This is a genomic window from Streptomyces sp. NPDC096176 (genome assembly GCF_044763255.1).
Lineage (GTDB): Bacteria > Actinomycetota > Actinomycetes > Streptomycetales > Streptomycetaceae > Streptomyces.
Map to the genome: position 1 here is coordinate 175,753 of NZ_JBIWFV010000005.1, position 14,434 is coordinate 190,186.

The following is a 14,434-nucleotide window of genomic DNA, read 5'->3' on the forward strand; positions in this document are numbered from 1 at the left end:
GCCGGTCCTGATTACTGCGGGGTAGCACCGTTTGCGCTGTCGGCCAGCCGGTGCAGGTCATCGCGGAGCCGGGCGACCTCGGCGCCCTCCAGCCCTGTGCTCAGCAGCAGTTGGGCGGGCACCTTCTCCGCCCGCTCGCGCATCGCCTCGCCCTCGTCCGTGAGCACCAGCCGCACCGAACGCTCGTCGGCCGCCGAACGCTCCCGCCGCACCAGGCCCGCCGCCTCCAGCCGCTTGAGCAGTGGCGAGACCGTGCCGTAGTCGAGCCGCAGCGCGGAGCCGAGCTCCTTGACGGGGATCTCGCCACGCTCCCAGAGCACCAGCATCGTCAGATACTGCGGATACGTCAGGCCCAGCTCGGCGAGGAGCGGGCGGTAGGCGGCCGTGACCGCCCGCTGGGCCGCGTACAGCGCGAAGCACAGCTGGTCGTCGAGGAGCAGTGACGCCGCCGCCCCGCTCCGGTCCTCGATCACGCGCCGAATGTTCACGCGCCTATTGTCACGGACCCCGGGTCGAAGCCGAAGGGCAGCTCCAGGCGGTGCGCGCGCATCAGATCGTCGTCGCCCAGCAGCTCCTGCGTGGCGCCGTCCGCGGCGATCACGCCGTCGCTGAGGATCACCGACCGCGGGCACAGCTCCAGCGCGTACGGCAGGTCGTGCGTCACCATCAGGACGGTGACGTCCAACGAGCGCAGGATGTCGGCGAGTTCGCGGCGCGAGGCCGGGTCCAGGTTGGACGAGGGCTCGTCGAGCACCAGGATCTCCGGCTCCATCGCGAGCACGGTGGCGACCGCCACCCGGCGGCGCTGTCCGAAGGAGAGGTGGTGCGGCGGCCGGTCGGCGAAGTCCGCCATGCCGACCCGGGTCAGGGCCGCCGTGACCCGCGCCTCCAGCTCGGCGCCGCGCAGACCGGCGGACGCCGGGCCGAAGGCCACGTCCTCCCGGACCGTCGGCATGAAGAGCTGGTCGTCCGGGTCCTGGAAGACGATGCCGACGCGCCGGCGGATCTCCGTCAGGTTCTTCTTGTCGACAGGCAGTCCGGCGACGGCGACCGTGCCGACCCCGCCGGCCAGGATGCCGTTGAGATGCAGGACGAGCGTGGTCTTGCCGGCGCCGTTGGGGCCGAGCAGGGCGACCCGCTCGCCGCGCCCGACCGTCAGATCGACGCCGAACAGGGCCTGGTGGCCGTCGGGGTAGGCGTACGCGAGCCCACGCACGTCGAGGGAGGGGGGCAGGTCCGGGTTCGGGGTCATAGCGTCCATCCCAGCAGACAGACCGCGAGCGCGGTCACGGGCAGGACAGCGGCGTACGACCACTGGGCGCGCGTCGCACGCACCTCGTCGAGGACCGGCATCGTGCCGGTGTAGCCGCGGCTGACCATCGCGAGATGGACCCGCTCGCCGCGCTCGTAGGAGCGGATGAACAGGGCGCCGGCCGACTTGGCCAGGACTCCCCAGTGGCGCACGCCGCGCGCCTCGAATCCGCGGGAGCGCCGCGCGATCGACATCCGGCGCATCTCGTCGGTGATGACGTCGCCGTACCGGATCATGAAGGAGGCGATCTGGACCAGCAGCGGCGGCAGACGCAGACGCTGCAGGCCGTTCAGGACGGAGCGCAGCTCGGTCGTCGAGGCGAGGATCACGGAGGCCGCGACGCCGAGCGTCCCCTTGGCCAGGATGTTCCAGGCGCCCCACAGGCCCGGGACGCTCAGCGGGATCCCGAGGAACTCGGTCCGCTCCCCGGGCACCACGAAGGGCATCAGCAGCGCGAAGGCCACGAACGGGATCTCGATCAGCAGCCGCTTCAACAGGAAGCCCGCCGGAATGCGGGCCACCGCCGCGACCGCCCCGAGCAGCACCGCGTACAGGGCGAAGGCCCAGACGGCCTCGCGGGGCGTGGAGACCACGACCAGCACGAAGCCGAGGACGGCGAGCAGCTTGCAGTGCGCGGGCAGCTCGTGGACCGGCGAGTGCCCGTGCCGGTAGAGCTTGTGGCTGTGACCCGCCCCCATGTCAGACCGGGCTCTGCACGGATTCGGGCCTGGCGTCCTCGCTGCGGCGGCGGCGCACCACGTGGAAAACGCCGGTGCCGGCGACGACCGTCGCGCCGACGCCGATCACTCCGGCGAGACCGCCGGCCAGCCGGGCGTCGGTGATGCTCTCGACGCCGTAGTCGGCGAGCGGCGAGTCGGCCGCGGCGTGCTCCTCGACGGTCTTGTCGATGCCCTTGTCGGCGGCGACCTTCTCCAGGCCGTCGGGGTTCGCGGAGGCGTAGAAGGAGACGAAGCCGGCGAGGACGAGGCTGGTCGCGAGCCCCGCGAGCCAGAATGTGCGCGGCGAGCGCGCGGCGACCGGCGCCGGTTCGGCGGCCGGGGCGTCGACGAGCTCGCCGCCGACACGCAGCTTGAGCGGCGTGGACAGGCCTCGGGCGCCGTACACGAGGTCGGGCCGTACGGCGATGACGGCGCCGACGGTCAGCATGGTGATCACCGCCTCACCGATGCCGATCAGCGTGTGGACGCCGACCATCGCCGTCAGCACCGAGCCGATCGGGACGTCGGTGAGGCCGCCGACCGCGTAGAGAAGGGTGAAGGCGGCGGCCGCCGCGGGCACCGAGACCAGCGCGGCGACGAAGGACGCGGCGGTCACCGAGCGGCGGGTGCGCGGCAGCACCGTGACCAGCCCGCGAAAGAGCCCATAGGCGACGAGGACGCCGACGACGCCCATGACGGTGATGTTGACGCCGAGGGCGGTGAGCCCGCCGTCGGCGAAGAGGATGGCCTGCATCAGCAGGACGACCGCGATGCAGAGCACGCCGGTGAACGGCCCGACGAGGATGGCCGCCAGCGCACCGCCGAGCAGATGGCCGCTGGTGCCGGCCGCGACCGGGAAGTTGAGCATCTGCACGGCGAAGACGAACGCGGCGACCAGCCCCGCGAGCGGTGCCGTACGGTCCGCTCCTGCGAGGGCGACCGGCGATCCGCCCAGCTCACGGCGGGCACCGCGCAGGCTGACGGCGACCGCGCCGGCGGCGACGACTCCGGCGGCCACCGAGACGGGCGCGTTGATGAATCCGTCGGGGACATGCATGGAGAGCTCCGCTTCGGACAGATGAATAACTGCTCAATGATAGTGCCCTGCTGCGAACGACTTGCAAGAGCGCATGAGTCACAACTGAACATGGAACAGCCCGCACAAAATCCCAAAATATGGGACATTAGAGACAAATTGGTTGAGTGTGAGGAGCGGCTGATGATCCACGCCGTCAAAGAGCAGGCCAGTGGCAGGATCGTGACCGACGCGCCTCAGCACCGACCGGTCCGCGTATTCCTGAGCTACGACCCCGCGGAGGATCCCGGGGCCGTCCGCTTCGCGTTCCCCAGCGGCCAGGAATGGACCTTCCCCCGCGACCTCCTCGAGTCGGGGCTGCGCTCCCCGGCCCGGGCCGGGGACATCGGTATCTGGCCGTGCGGCCGGGTCCAGGCCATCCTCGAGTTCCACACCACCGACGGTGTCGCCGTGGTCCAGTTCGACTCGAACACGCTGATCCGGTTCCTGCGCCACACCTACGCCGTGGTCGCTGCCCCGACGGCCTGACTCACTCGGCACGCACAGCGGCCGTACCCGCCGGGCCCATGTCCGGCGGATACGGCCTCTGTCACGCGCCGGCCCCCGTCCCCACGGTGCCGTCGCGTCATCCGGGGGCCGCTCCTCCCGCCGGCGCCGGCGGGAACCCCCGGAGGATCAGACGCGGACCAGCTCACGCTCCTCGTCCGGGTCGGCGGAGGCGCCGAGTTCCTTGTGCAGCTCCTCGCCCTCCACGTCGACGTTGGGCAGCGCCCGGTCGAGCCAGCGCGGCAGCCACCAGGCCTTGTGGCCCAGGAGCGCCAGCACCGCGGGGACGATCGCCATACGGACCACGAAGGCGTCGAAGAAGACGGCGATCGCGAGACCGAAACCGATCATTTTGATCATCTGCTCGCTCGAGCCGATGAAGCCGGAGAACACGGCGATCATGATGACGGCGGCGGCGGTGACCACACGGGCCCCGTGGCGGAAGCCGGTGACGATCGCCTCGCCCGGCCGTTCGCCGTGGACGTACGCCTCCCGCATGCGCGTGACCAGGAAGACCTCGTAGTCCATGGCCAGACCGAAGACCACGCCGACCATGAAGATCGGCATCATCGACATGATCGGGCCAGTCTGCTCCACGCCGAACAGCGAACCGAGCCAGCCCCACTGGAAGACGGCCACGACCGCGCCGAGCGCCGCGACGACCGAGAGAAGGAAGCCGAGGGCGGCCTTGAGGGGCACGAGCACCGACCGGAAGACGATCATCAGCAGCAGGAAGGCGAGGCCGACGACAAGCGCCAGGTAGGGCAGCAGCGCGTCGTTCATCTTCTGCGAGAAGTCGATGTTCATCGCGGTCGCGCCGGTGACCAGGACCTCGTCGCCGCTCTGTTCGCGGATGTCGTGGACCAGTTCCTCGGTCGCCCCCGAGGACGGCCGGTCCTTCGGGATGACGGTGATCACCGCGGTGTCACCGGCCTTGTTGAAGGTCGGCGGGGTGACGGCGACCGCGCCGTCGAGGCCCTTGACGGTCTCGACCGTACGGTCCGCGGCAGCCTTGTCCCCGTCGACCACGACCATCAGCGGGCCGTTGAAACCGGGACCGAAGCCGTCCGAGAGCAGGTCGTACGCCTTGCGCTGCGTCGTACTGGTGGGCTGGGAGCCGTCGTCGGGAAGGCCCATCTCCAGCGAGGCGGCCGGCAGGGCGATCGCGCCGAGGCCCACGACGCCCGCGAGCAGCACCGCGACCGGCCGGCGCAGCACGAAGCGGGCCCAGCGGGTGCCCGCGTTCGGCTTGTCGGAGACCGGCTTGCCCTTGCGGGCCTTGCGGCCGAGGACACGCTTGCCGGCGAAGCCGAGGAGCGCCGGTATGAGGGTGAGGGCGATGAGGACAGCGATGACGACCGTGCCCGCCGCGGCCAAGCCCATCTTGGTGAGCATCGGGATGTTGACGACGGCGAGCCCGGCGAGGGCGATGACGACGGTCAGACCGGCGAAGACCACCGCGGAGCCGGCGGTGCCGACGGCGCGGCCGGCCGCGTCCTGGTGCTCCCGGCCCTCGGCGAGCTCCGCGCGGTAGCGCGAGACGATGAAGAGCGCGTAGTCGATACCGACCGCGAGACCGATCATCGTCGCGAGCGTCGCGGTGGTGGAGCCGAGGTCGAGGACGTTCGCCAGCGCGGTGATCGTGGAGATTCCGATGCCGACACCGATGATCGCCGTGAGCAGCGGCAGTCCGGCGGCCACCATCGAACCGAAGGTGATCACAAGGACGATGCCGGCGACGACCACTCCGATGATCTCGCCCGCACCGGTCTCCGGGGCCGCCTGCAGCGCGTCACCGCCGATCTCCACCGTGAGGCCCGCTCCGCGCGCCTCGGTGCCGGTCTCCTCGAGTGTCTCTCGGGTCGCCTCGGTCAGCTCCATCGAGTTGACCTTGTAGGTGACCGACACGTAGGCCGTGGAGCCGTCCTGGGAGATGGCCTTCGTCGTGTACGGGTCGTTGACGGTGGCGATCTGCGTGGAGCCGGCCTTCAGCTCGGAGACGGCCTTGTCCACCTCCGCCTTGGGCCCCGCGTCGGTCATCTTCTCGCCCTCGGGGGCCTTGAAGACGACCCGGGCGGTGGCGCCGTCGGCGCTGCCGCCGGGGAAGCGCTCCTCGAGCAGGTCGAAGGCCTTCTGGGCCTCCGTCCCCGGGATGGAGAAGGAAGACGACGTGGCGGTCGACGCGGTGGCCGCGCCGAACCCGGCGACGGCGAGCAGCGCCACCCACAGTAGGGCGACGAGACGGCGGCGCCGGAAGGCGGACCGTCCTAGCTTGTAGAGAAACGTGGCCACGAGGGCTACTCCCGTGAATGAGGGTGAACAGGGCAAGGGGAGCCGGCCCGACGACGAGAGCGGCGCGCGTCAGGTGCTGTGCGGTGGTGCGGCGGGGAGGGATGTGCCGTGACCCGGGGAGGTCAGACGCCCAGGGCGGGGAGGACCACGGCGTCGAGATAGTGGGTGAGGAAGGCTTGGTCGGGTGTGCGGTTCTCGATCAGCTGCCGGGCAATGAACGCGCCGACCAGCATGTGCGGCACGTACCCCAGCGCGGGGTTGTCCGCCCTGACCTCGCCCCGGTCCACGGCCCGCCGCAGCACTGCGTCGAGTCCGGTGATCTCGGGCTCGATCAGCAGCTCGCGCAGGGCCTCGTGCAGATCGGGGTGGGCGTGTACGGCCTGGGCCAGGCCCCGCATCAGCGCGGAGTCCTTCTCCATCTGACAGTTGTCCGTGCGGCCGATCATGGTGTGGAAGTCGCTGCGGAGGCTGCCGGTGTCGATGTCACCGACATGCACCGGCTTGTTGTTCCTCAGCGCCGTGGCAACCAGCTCGGGCTTGCTCCGCCACTGGCGGTAGAGCGTGGCCTTGCTGGACCGCGTGCGGTTCGCCACGGCGTCCATGGTCAGGGCGTCGTAGCCGACCTCGCGCAGCAGGTCGAGGACCGCTTCGTACAGCTCTGCCTCGCGCTCGGGGGTGAGCCGGCTGCGTGTCATGTCGGCCTCCCGGTCGCAGACGAACGAAACTGTTTCGTACACATCGACCGTACCCCGACCGCCAACGAAACGAAACCGTTTCGCTTGTGGCCTCCGTCACGAACACCAGGACACGGACGCGGGCCCACGGACACCCACCCACGGACAGCGGCCGCGGACCCGAGGCGGCGGTCCGTACACAAGATCGGCCCCGATTCACCCGGGCCCACAAGTTGCCGCGCCCCTGCCACGCGGAAAGCATTGGGGGGTGAGTGACGACGTGGCGTATCTCCGGTTCCCGCATCTGCACGACGACTTGCTGTGCTTCGCCGCCGAGGACGACCTGTGGGTCGCACCCCTGGTACCGGAAGGGCACCCGCCCGGCCGGGCCTGGCGGATCACTGTCGACCGCACCAGAGTCGGCCACCCCCGCTTCTCGCCCGACGGGCAGCACATCGCGTACACGAACTGGCGCAGTCTCGACCCCGAGATCCATCTCGCGCCCGTCGACGGCGGACCCGCGCGCAGGCTCAGCTACTGGGGCTCCACCGACACCCGGGTCTGCGGCTGGACCCCCGACGGCCAGATCCTCGCCGTCTCCTCGCACGGCCAGCCGTTCTCCTACTTCTCCTGGGCCTACAGCGTCCCGACCGACGGCTCCCCCGGCGGCAGGCTCCCCTGGGGCCCGCTCTCCGACATCGCCGTCACCGACGAGTCGGAGGGCCCCTCCCAGGCCGGCGGCACCGGGTGCGAGCGCCGGACGCTGCTGCTCACCGGCAAACCGCCCCACGAGCCGGCCGCCTGGAAGCGCTACCGCGGCGGGGCGACGGGTCGGCTGTGGCTGCACGGCGAGCGGCTGCTGCCCGACCTGGACGGACACCTGGACTGCCCGATGTTCATCCGCGGCGACGGCTCCGCGAGGTGGTCGGAGGACGACGGACGGATCGCGTTCCTCTCCGACCACGAAGGCGTCGGCAATCTCTACTCCTGCCGGCCCGACGGCACGGGCCTGCTCCGCCACACCGACCACGACGCCTTCTACGCCCGGCACGCCTCGAGCGACGGCCGCCGGGTCGTCTACCAGTGCGCGGGCGACCTGTGGATCGTCGACGACCTGTTCTCGCCGGACTCCCTGCCCCGGAAGCTGGACGTACGCCTCGGCGGGCCGCGCGCGGGACGCCGCACCTATCAGGTCCCGGCCGCCAACCACGTGGACGCGATCTCCGTCGACGAGACGGGCCGGGCCAGCGCCGTCAACGTACGCGGCAGCCTCTACTGGCTCACCCACCGCGACGGCCCCGCCCGCACGATCGCGGACACCCCCGGCGTGAGGGTCCGGTTGCCGGAGATGCTCGGCAGCGGCGGCCAGGTCGCCTACGTCACCGACGCCGAGGGCGAGGACGCCGTCGAGATCGCTTACCTGCCGCGGGCCTCCGGCGACCGCGAACCGCGCCGGCTCGCCTCGGGACAACTGGGACGCGTACTGGAGCTGATCTCCGACAGCGACGGCGAGCGGATCGCGATCGCCTCGCACAACGGCCGGCTGCTCCTCCTCGACACCACGGACGAATCCACCGGCGAGGTGACCGAGCTGGTCCGCTCCACCAACGGCCCTGTACGGGACCTGGCCTTCTCCCCCGACGGGAACTGGCTGACCTGGTCCCATCCCGGCATCGGCCGGTCGCTGCGCCAGATCAAGATGGCCCGGATCGCCGACCGCACGATCATCGATGTCACCAACGGGCGCTTCGAGGACGAGAATCCCGTCTTCACGCGAGACGGACGGTATCTCGCCTTCCTCTCGTGGCGCGGTTTCGACCCCGTCTACGACGTGCACACCGGCGACCTGTCCTTCCCGCTGGGCTGCCGCCCCTACCTGGTGCCGCTGTCGTCCGCGACGCCCTCGCCGTTCGCGCTCACGCCGGAGGGCCGTCCGGCCGCCGGCGGCCTAGACCCGCTGGAGGAGTCGCCGGACAGCATGGTCCTCGTCGAGATCGAGGGCCTGGAGAACCGGGTGACACCGTTCCCGGTCGCCGCCTCCAAGTATTCGGCGCTGCACCCGGTCGCCGGCGGCGGGCTCGTCTGGCTCCGCTGGCCCATCTCGGGCGCACTGGGCGAGACGTTCGTCAACCCGGCCGACACCTCCGGCAGGCCCACCCTGGAGCACTTCGACATCTCCAAGGCGCGCAAGACCGAACTCGTCGGCCATCTCGACAGCTTCGCGGTGAGCGGCGACGGCAGCCGCCTGGTCGTCGTCGACGAAGGCGACCTGCGCGCCGTACCGGCCACCGAGTCCGGTGACGGCGACTCGACCGTCTACCTCGACCTCCGCCGCATCCTGCACGAGGTGGACCCGGCGTCCGAATGGCGACAGGCCTACGAGGAGGCGGGCCGCATCGTCCGCGCGTACTTCTGGGAACCCGGCATGTGCGGCATCGACTGGGACGGAGTGCTGGAGCAGTACCGCCCGCTGGTCGAACGGGTGGCCTCCCCCGACGAGTTCGCCGATCTGCTGCGCGAAGTCCTCGGCGAGCTGGGCACCTCCCACGCGTACGTCACCGCGGCGCGACGCAACGAAGGACCGCCGCACTACCAGCGCGCCATGGGTCTGCTCGGTGCGAACCTGGTGTGCCGGGACGGGAAATGGATGGTCGACCGGATTCTTCCCGGTGACTCCTCCGACTCCAAGGCCCGCTCCCCGCTCGCCGGTACCGGCATCAGGGACGGTGCGATCCTCACGCACGTCGACGGACGGCCGGTGGACCCGGTGGCGGGGCCGTTCCCGATGCTCTCCGCGGCAGGCGGTACGACGGTCGAGCTGACGTTCCTCCCGGCGGAGGGCGAGGCGCGCCCCCGTCGGGTCGCGATCGTCCCCCTGATCGACGAGCGGCCGCTGCGCTACCAGGACTGGGTTGCCAAACGGCGGGCCGTCGTACGGGAGGCCAGCGACGGCAAGTGCGGCTATCTGCACATCCCCGACATGGGCGGCTCCGGGTGGGCGCAGTTCAACCGCGATCTGCGCATGGAGGTCTCGCGCCCGGCGCTCATCGTGGACGTGCGCGGCAACGCGGGCGGGCACATCAGCGAGCTCGTCATCGAGAAGCTCACCCGCAAGATCATCGGCTGGGACCTCACCCGCGACGCGGAGCCGGTCTCGTACACCTCCAACGCGCCGCGCGGGCCGGTCGTCGCGATCGCCGACGAGGCGACGTCGTCGGACGGGGACATGATCACGGCGGCGTTCAGACTGCTCGGCCTGGGTCCGGTGGTCGGCACCCGCACATGGGGCGGCGTGGTCGGCATGACCGGGCGGCACCGGCTCGGCGACGGCACGGTGATCACGGTCCCGATGAACGCGGCCTGGTTCGACGCGTACGGCTGGTCGATCGAGAACCACGGCGTGGAACCCGACCTGGACGCGCTGCGCACGCCGCTGGACTGGGCCGAGGGACGCCATGTGGGTCTCGACGACGCCATCCAACTGGCCCTTGACCTGCTGAAGTCGGCGCCGGCGGCGGTGCCCCCGGACTACTCGGAGGCTCCCGACCTGCGTCGGCCGCCGCTCCCGCCCCGCTGACGGCTCCAGGGGGTCCGAGCCCGCGGAAGTGCTCCGGGACCGCTCAGGCGGACGGTGGTGTACGCAACCGGCGGTCCATCGCCATGGAGAGCTCCGCCTCCACCACGCTCTTCGCGAGCGGGCGGAGCTCCTCCAGTCGGTCGTCGGCACTGTGCTTCGTCAGCATGTCGACGAAGAGCTCGGCCAGCGCGTCCGCGTGGGTACGGACCTGGCGGCCCGCCTCCAGGACCGCCGCCAGGGGCACCCCTTCGCGTACCAGCGCGGCCGAGACGTCCAGCAGCCGGCGGCTGATGTGGACGATCTCCTCGCCGTCAGTCGCCAGATAGCCGAGCTCGAGCGCGGTGGCGAGGTTCTCGGGTGTGACCTCGCCCTCGAAGTAGTCGGCGAGCACCTCCGGCGAGAGCCGCACCGGCGTCTCCTCCGTCGGTTCGCCGAGGCCCAGCACCTCCCCGACGTCCCGTCCGCTCTCGAAGGCGGTGGCGAGGTCGGCGATGCCGTTGAGGGTGTGGCCGCGCTCCAGCAGGGCGGCGATCGTCCGCAGCCTGGCCAGGTGGTGTTCGTTGTACCAGGCGATCCTGCCCTCCCGCCGGGGTGGCGGTATCAGCCCGCGTTCGCGGTAGAAGCGCAGGGTGCGCACCGTGATCCCGGCCTTCTCGGCCACTTCCTCCATGCGGTACTCGCGCGCTTCCATCACATCGGAAGCCTATGTTGTACCGCCGGTAACTTGTCGCGTCCTACCCCTACCGCTCGGTAGGGAGCTGCTCTACCCTCCCAACCATGCCAGTGATTGCTGGCAGCGTTTTTGCGTTCGGTTCGGGACGTTCGGATGTTCAGCGGGAGGCGCGGCATGGGCCAGCAGCACGAGCATGTACGAGTGGCGGTGATCGGATCCGGATTCGGCGGCCTCGGAGCTGCCGTCCGGCTGCGCCGCGAGGGGATCACCGACTTCGTCGTCCTGGAGCGCGCGGACTCGGTCGGCGGCACCTGGCGGGACAACAGCTACCCGGGATGCGCCTGCGACGTACCGTCGCACCTGTACTCGTTCTCCTTCGCGCCCAACCCCGACTGGCCCCGCACCTTCTCCGGCCAGGAGCACATCCGCGCCTACCTCGAGCACGTCGCCGACACGTTCCGGCTCCGCCCCCATCTGCGCTTCAACCACGAAGTGCTGATGATGCGCTGGGACAACGACAAGCTGCGCTGGGAGATCGAGACGTCGCAGGGAACGTTCACCGCCGACGTCGTCGTCTCCGCGACCGGTCCGCTGTCCGACCCGAAGATGCCCGACATCCCGGGACTCGCCGACTTCCCCGGCAAGGTCTTCCACTCCGCGCGCTGGGACCACGAGTACAACCTCCGCGGCAAGCGCGTCGCGGTGATCGGCACCGGAGCGTCCGCGATCCAGATCGTGCCCGCCATCCAGCCGGAGGTCGAAAGGCTCACCCTGTTCCAGCGCACGCCGCCGTGGGTCATGCCGCGCATGGACCGCAAGATCTCCGGCGCCGAACGCTGGGTGCACCGGCAGCTGCCGTTCACCAGCGCCGCACGGCGGGGACTGCTGTGGGGCATCCGGGAGCTGCAGGTCCAGGCGTTCACCAAGCGCCCCGACGAACTGGGCCTGATCGAGCGGATCGCCAAGGCCAACATGGCCAAGTCGATCAAGGACCCCGCACTGCGGGCCAAGCTCACGCCCTCGTACCGCATCGGCTGCAAGCGCATCCTGCTCTCCAGCACGTACTACCCGGCGCTCGCCCAGCCCAATGTGGACGTCGTCGCCTCCGGCCTGACCGAGGTGCGCGGCTCGACCGTCGTCGCCGCCGGGGGTACCTCGCAGGCCGGAGGCTCCGGGGGAGGCACGGAGACCGAGGTCGAGGCGATCATCCTCGGCACGGGATTCCATGTCACCGACATGCCGATCGCAGAGCGGGTGGTCGGAGCGGAGGGGATCACGCTGGCGGAGGCGTGGAAGGACGGCATGGAATCGCTGCGGGGCGCGACCGCGGCAGGCTTCCCCAACTGGATGACGATCATCGGACCCAACACCGGGCTCGGTAACTCCTCGATGATCCTGATGATCGAGTCCCAGCTGAACTACATGGCCGACTACATGCGGCAGTTGAACCTGCTCGGTGAAGGCTCCGCTCTCGCGGCCCGCCCCTCGTCGGTCCACGCGTGGAACCGCCGCGTGCAGCAGCGGATGAAGCGGACCGTGTGGAACACCGGCGGCTGCACCAGCTGGTATCTGGACGCAGGCGGCCGCAACACCACCATCTGGCCGGGCACGACGACCGAGTTCCGCAGCGCGACGCGGCACGTGGACCTCGCCGAGTACGAGGTCGTCCGGGCCGACCGTACGAAGCAGGAGCCCGCCGGCGCCGGCACAAAGGCAGCGAACAGCCCGAAGGCCCCGACCACCCGGACCGCCTCGACCACCAAGAACCCGGAGGCCGTCGCATGAGCCGGCTGCTGCACCGCGCCGACGCCCCGCCCGTCGCCGACCGCGAACTGACCGCCGTCTCCGCCGACGGGTCGCGCATCCATGTAGAGGTGCACGGCTCCGATGGGGGTACCTCCCAGGCCGGAGGCTCTGGGGGAGCCCCCACGGTCGTGCTCGCCCACGGCTGGACCTGCTCCACCCTCTTCTGGGCCGCACAGATACGGGCCCTCGCCGCCGACCACCGCGTCGTCGTCTACGACCAGCGCGGCCACGGCCGTACACCGGCGGGGGCGGTCGGCACCGAGCAGCTCGCCGACGACCTGGAGGCCGTGCTCGAAGCGGTACTGGCGCCGGGCGAGAAGGCCGTGCTCGCCGGGCACTCCATGGGCGGCATGACGCTGATGGCCACGTCCGGCCGGCCCGCCTTCCAAGACCACGCGGCCGCCGTCCTGCTGTGCAGCACGGGCAGCGCCCGCCTGGTCGACGAGTCGCTCGTCCTGCCGATGCGGCCGGGGCGGCTGCGCACCAGGCTCACGCATCTGGTCCTCGGCGCCCGTGCCCCGCTCGGTCCGGTGACGCCGGTGTCCCGGCGCATTCTCAAGTACGCGACCATGGGCCCCGGTTCAGCGCCGGAGCGGGTCGACGAGTGCGCCCGGATCGTCCACGCCTGCCCGCGCCCCGTGCGGGTGGCGTGGTCGCGGGTGCTCGGTGAACTCGACCTGGACAAGGGGGTGCGGGCGCTGGACGTGCCCGCCATCGTGATCGGCGGCACCGCCGACCGGCTCACGCCGATCGTGCACGCCAAGCGGCTGGCCGCCGAACTTCCCGAGTGCCTCGAGCTCGTGGAGCTCGCGGGGGTCGGACACATGAGCCCGGTGGAGGCCCCGGAGGCCGTCACCGGCAAGATCCGCGAACTGGTCGACACGTACCTGAACGCCAAGGAGGAGGCCGCATGAGCAAGGTGAGCCTGGAGGGACAGGTCGCGGTCGTCACGGGCGCGGCGCGCGGTGTCGGCGAACTGCTGGCGCGCAAACTGTCCGCGCGGGGCGCGAAGGTGGCGCTGGTCGGCCTCGAGCCCGACGAACTGAAGAAGGTCGCGGCGCGGCTCCACACCGAATGCGACCACTGGCATGCGGACGTCACCGACCACGAGGCGATGGCGCGGGTCGCGCAGGAGGTGAAGGAGCGCTTCGGCAAGGTCGACATCGTCGTCGCCAACGCGGGCGTGGCGTCCGGCGGGCCGTTCCTGCAGTCGGATCCGGTCGCCTGGCGGCGGGTGATCGAGGTCAATCTGATCGGCAGCGCGGTGACGGGGCGGGCGTTCCTGCCCGTACTGCTCGAAAGCCGTGGGTACTTCCTGCAGATCGCGTCGCTCGCCGCGATCACTCCGGCGCCGATGATGTCGGCGTACTGCGCGTCGAAGTCGGGCGTGGAGGCGTTCGCGCACAGCCTGCGCGCCGAAGTCGGCTACCGGGGCGTGCGGGTAGGTGTCGGATACCTGTCGTGGACGGACACCGACATGGTGCGCGGCGCCGACGAGGACGACGTCATGCGGGAGTTGAGGCAGCGGCTCCCGTGGCCGTCGAACCGGACGTATCCGCTCGGGCCCGCCGTGGACCGGATCGTCGCCGGAATCGAGCGCCGCTCCTCGCATGTGTACGCGCAGTGGTGGCTTCGGGGGATGCAGTCGATCCGCGGCTATCTCCCCGCTGTCATCGGGACGGTGGGACAGCGCGAGATGCGCCGCTTCGAGCCGCGCCTGGGCAAGGTTTCAACGGGCCTCGTGGGGGCCGGAGGGGCCGCTGACGAGGCAGTTCGCACGGAGAGCCACTGAGCGTAAC

12 protein-coding genes are annotated in these 14,434 nt (G+C 70.8%); 5 read left to right on the forward strand and 7 right to left on the reverse strand.

Features of this window, described 5'->3' with window-relative positions:
• Nucleotides 1–11: 11 nt before the first annotated feature.
• Genes ACIQ7Q_RS15535 through ACIQ7Q_RS15550 form a run of 4 tightly spaced genes read right to left on the reverse strand, consistent with a single transcriptional unit; the run spans nt 12 to nt 3,088 of the window.
• Nucleotides 12–488 carry a MarR family winged helix-turn-helix transcriptional regulator gene (locus ACIQ7Q_RS15535; RefSeq protein ID WP_403861000.1) on the reverse strand — a complete coding sequence of 159 codons (477 nt, stop codon included), beginning with the start codon at nt 486–488 and terminating at the stop codon, nt 12–14.
• Complete coding sequence (locus ACIQ7Q_RS15540) at nt 485–1,261, reverse strand: energy-coupling factor ABC transporter ATP-binding protein (RefSeq protein WP_403861003.1); 777 nt, start codon at nt 1,259–1,261, stop codon at nt 485–487. Before ACIQ7Q_RS15540 ends, ACIQ7Q_RS15535 begins: the two co-directional genes overlap by 4 nt.
• On the reverse strand, nt 1,249–2,010 hold the full coding sequence (gene cbiQ, locus ACIQ7Q_RS15545) for a cobalt ECF transporter T component CbiQ (RefSeq protein WP_403861006.1): 762 nt from the start codon (nt 2,008–2,010) through the stop codon (nt 1,249–1,251). The genes ACIQ7Q_RS15540 and cbiQ overlap by 13 nt, the downstream gene beginning before the upstream one ends.
• Nucleotide 2,011: 1 nt before the next feature.
• The gene (locus tag ACIQ7Q_RS15550) at nt 2,012–3,088 is read right to left on the reverse strand and encodes an energy-coupling factor ABC transporter permease (protein ID WP_403861009.1); all 1,077 of its coding nucleotides are present in this window, start codon (nt 3,086–3,088) and stop codon (nt 2,012–2,014) included.
• A gap of 162 nt (nt 3,089–3,250) precedes the next feature.
• On the opposite strand from ACIQ7Q_RS15550, the gene ACIQ7Q_RS15555 reads away from it, so the two are divergent.
• Entirely contained in the window at nt 3,251–3,595 is a 345-nt protein-coding gene (locus ACIQ7Q_RS15555; protein ID WP_403861012.1) for an SsgA family sporulation/cell division regulator, read from the forward strand.
• A 147-nt stretch (nt 3,596–3,742) separates the two neighbouring features.
• On the opposite strand, the gene ACIQ7Q_RS15560 is transcribed toward ACIQ7Q_RS15555, so the two are convergent.
• Complete coding sequence (locus tag ACIQ7Q_RS15560; RefSeq protein WP_403861015.1) at nt 3,743–5,905, reverse strand: MMPL family transporter; 2,163 nt, start codon at nt 5,903–5,905, stop codon at nt 3,743–3,745.
• A 122-nt stretch (nt 5,906–6,027) separates the two neighbouring features.
• Nucleotides 6,028–6,600, reverse strand: a complete 573-nt coding sequence (locus ACIQ7Q_RS15565) for a TetR/AcrR family transcriptional regulator (RefSeq protein ID WP_403861018.1) — start codon at nt 6,598–6,600, stop codon at nt 6,028–6,030.
• 247 nt (nt 6,601–6,847) lie between these two features.
• Here ACIQ7Q_RS15565 and ACIQ7Q_RS15570 point away from each other — a divergent pair, with 247 nt between their 5' ends.
• Nucleotides 6,848–10,156 (forward strand): S41 family peptidase, encoded by a 3,309-nt coding sequence (locus tag ACIQ7Q_RS15570; RefSeq protein WP_403861020.1) that lies wholly within the window; start codon nt 6,848–6,850, stop codon nt 10,154–10,156.
• A 43-nt stretch (nt 10,157–10,199) separates the two neighbouring features.
• On the opposite strand, the gene ACIQ7Q_RS15575 is transcribed toward ACIQ7Q_RS15570, so the two are convergent.
• A complete protein-coding gene (locus tag ACIQ7Q_RS15575; RefSeq protein WP_403862133.1) occupies nt 10,200–10,847 on the reverse strand; it encodes a MerR family transcriptional regulator in 648 nt (215 codons plus the stop codon).
• 156 nt (nt 10,848–11,003) lie between these two features.
• Here ACIQ7Q_RS15575 and ACIQ7Q_RS15580 point away from each other — a divergent pair, with 156 nt between their 5' ends.
• From ACIQ7Q_RS15580 to ACIQ7Q_RS15590, 3 genes are read left to right on the forward strand one after another with little or no spacing between them, the layout of a single operon-like run.
• Nucleotides 11,004–12,614, forward strand: coding sequence for a flavin-containing monooxygenase (locus tag ACIQ7Q_RS15580; RefSeq protein WP_403861023.1), 1,611 nt, complete (start codon nt 11,004–11,006; stop codon nt 12,612–12,614).
• Entirely contained in the window at nt 12,611–13,549 is a 939-nt protein-coding gene (locus ACIQ7Q_RS15585; RefSeq protein WP_403861026.1) for an alpha/beta fold hydrolase, read from the forward strand. Before ACIQ7Q_RS15580 ends, ACIQ7Q_RS15585 begins: the two co-directional genes overlap by 4 nt.
• Entirely contained in the window at nt 13,546–14,427 is an 882-nt protein-coding gene (locus ACIQ7Q_RS15590) for an SDR family oxidoreductase (protein ID WP_403861029.1), read from the forward strand. Before ACIQ7Q_RS15585 ends, ACIQ7Q_RS15590 begins: the two co-directional genes overlap by 4 nt.
• Nucleotides 14,428–14,434 lie beyond the last annotated feature (7 nt).

Coding starts and splice junctions, on each gene's coding strand:
- ACIQ7Q_RS15550 (WP_403861009.1), bottom strand. CDS start 3,088: ATGCATGTCCCCGACGGATTCATCAACGCGCCCGTCTCGGTGGCCGCC.
- ACIQ7Q_RS15580 (WP_403861023.1), top strand. CDS start 11,004: ATGGGCCAGCAGCACGAGCATGTACGAGTGGCGGTGATCGGATCCGGA.
- ACIQ7Q_RS15555 (WP_403861012.1), top strand. CDS start 3,251: ATGATCCACGCCGTCAAAGAGCAGGCCAGTGGCAGGATCGTGACCGAC.
- ACIQ7Q_RS15565 (WP_403861018.1), bottom strand. CDS start 6,600: ATGACACGCAGCCGGCTCACCCCCGAGCGCGAGGCAGAGCTGTACGAA.
- ACIQ7Q_RS15585 (WP_403861026.1), top strand. CDS start 12,611: ATGAGCCGGCTGCTGCACCGCGCCGACGCCCCGCCCGTCGCCGACCGC.
- ACIQ7Q_RS15540 (WP_403861003.1), bottom strand. CDS start 1,261: ATGGACGCTATGACCCCGAACCCGGACCTGCCCCCCTCCCTCGACGTG.
- ACIQ7Q_RS15575 (WP_403862133.1), bottom strand. CDS start 10,847: ATGGAAGCGCGCGAGTACCGCATGGAGGAAGTGGCCGAGAAGGCCGGG.
- ACIQ7Q_RS15590 (WP_403861029.1), top strand. CDS start 13,546: ATGAGCAAGGTGAGCCTGGAGGGACAGGTCGCGGTCGTCACGGGCGCG.
- cbiQ (WP_403861006.1), bottom strand. CDS start 2,010: ATGGGGGCGGGTCACAGCCACAAGCTCTACCGGCACGGGCACTCGCCG.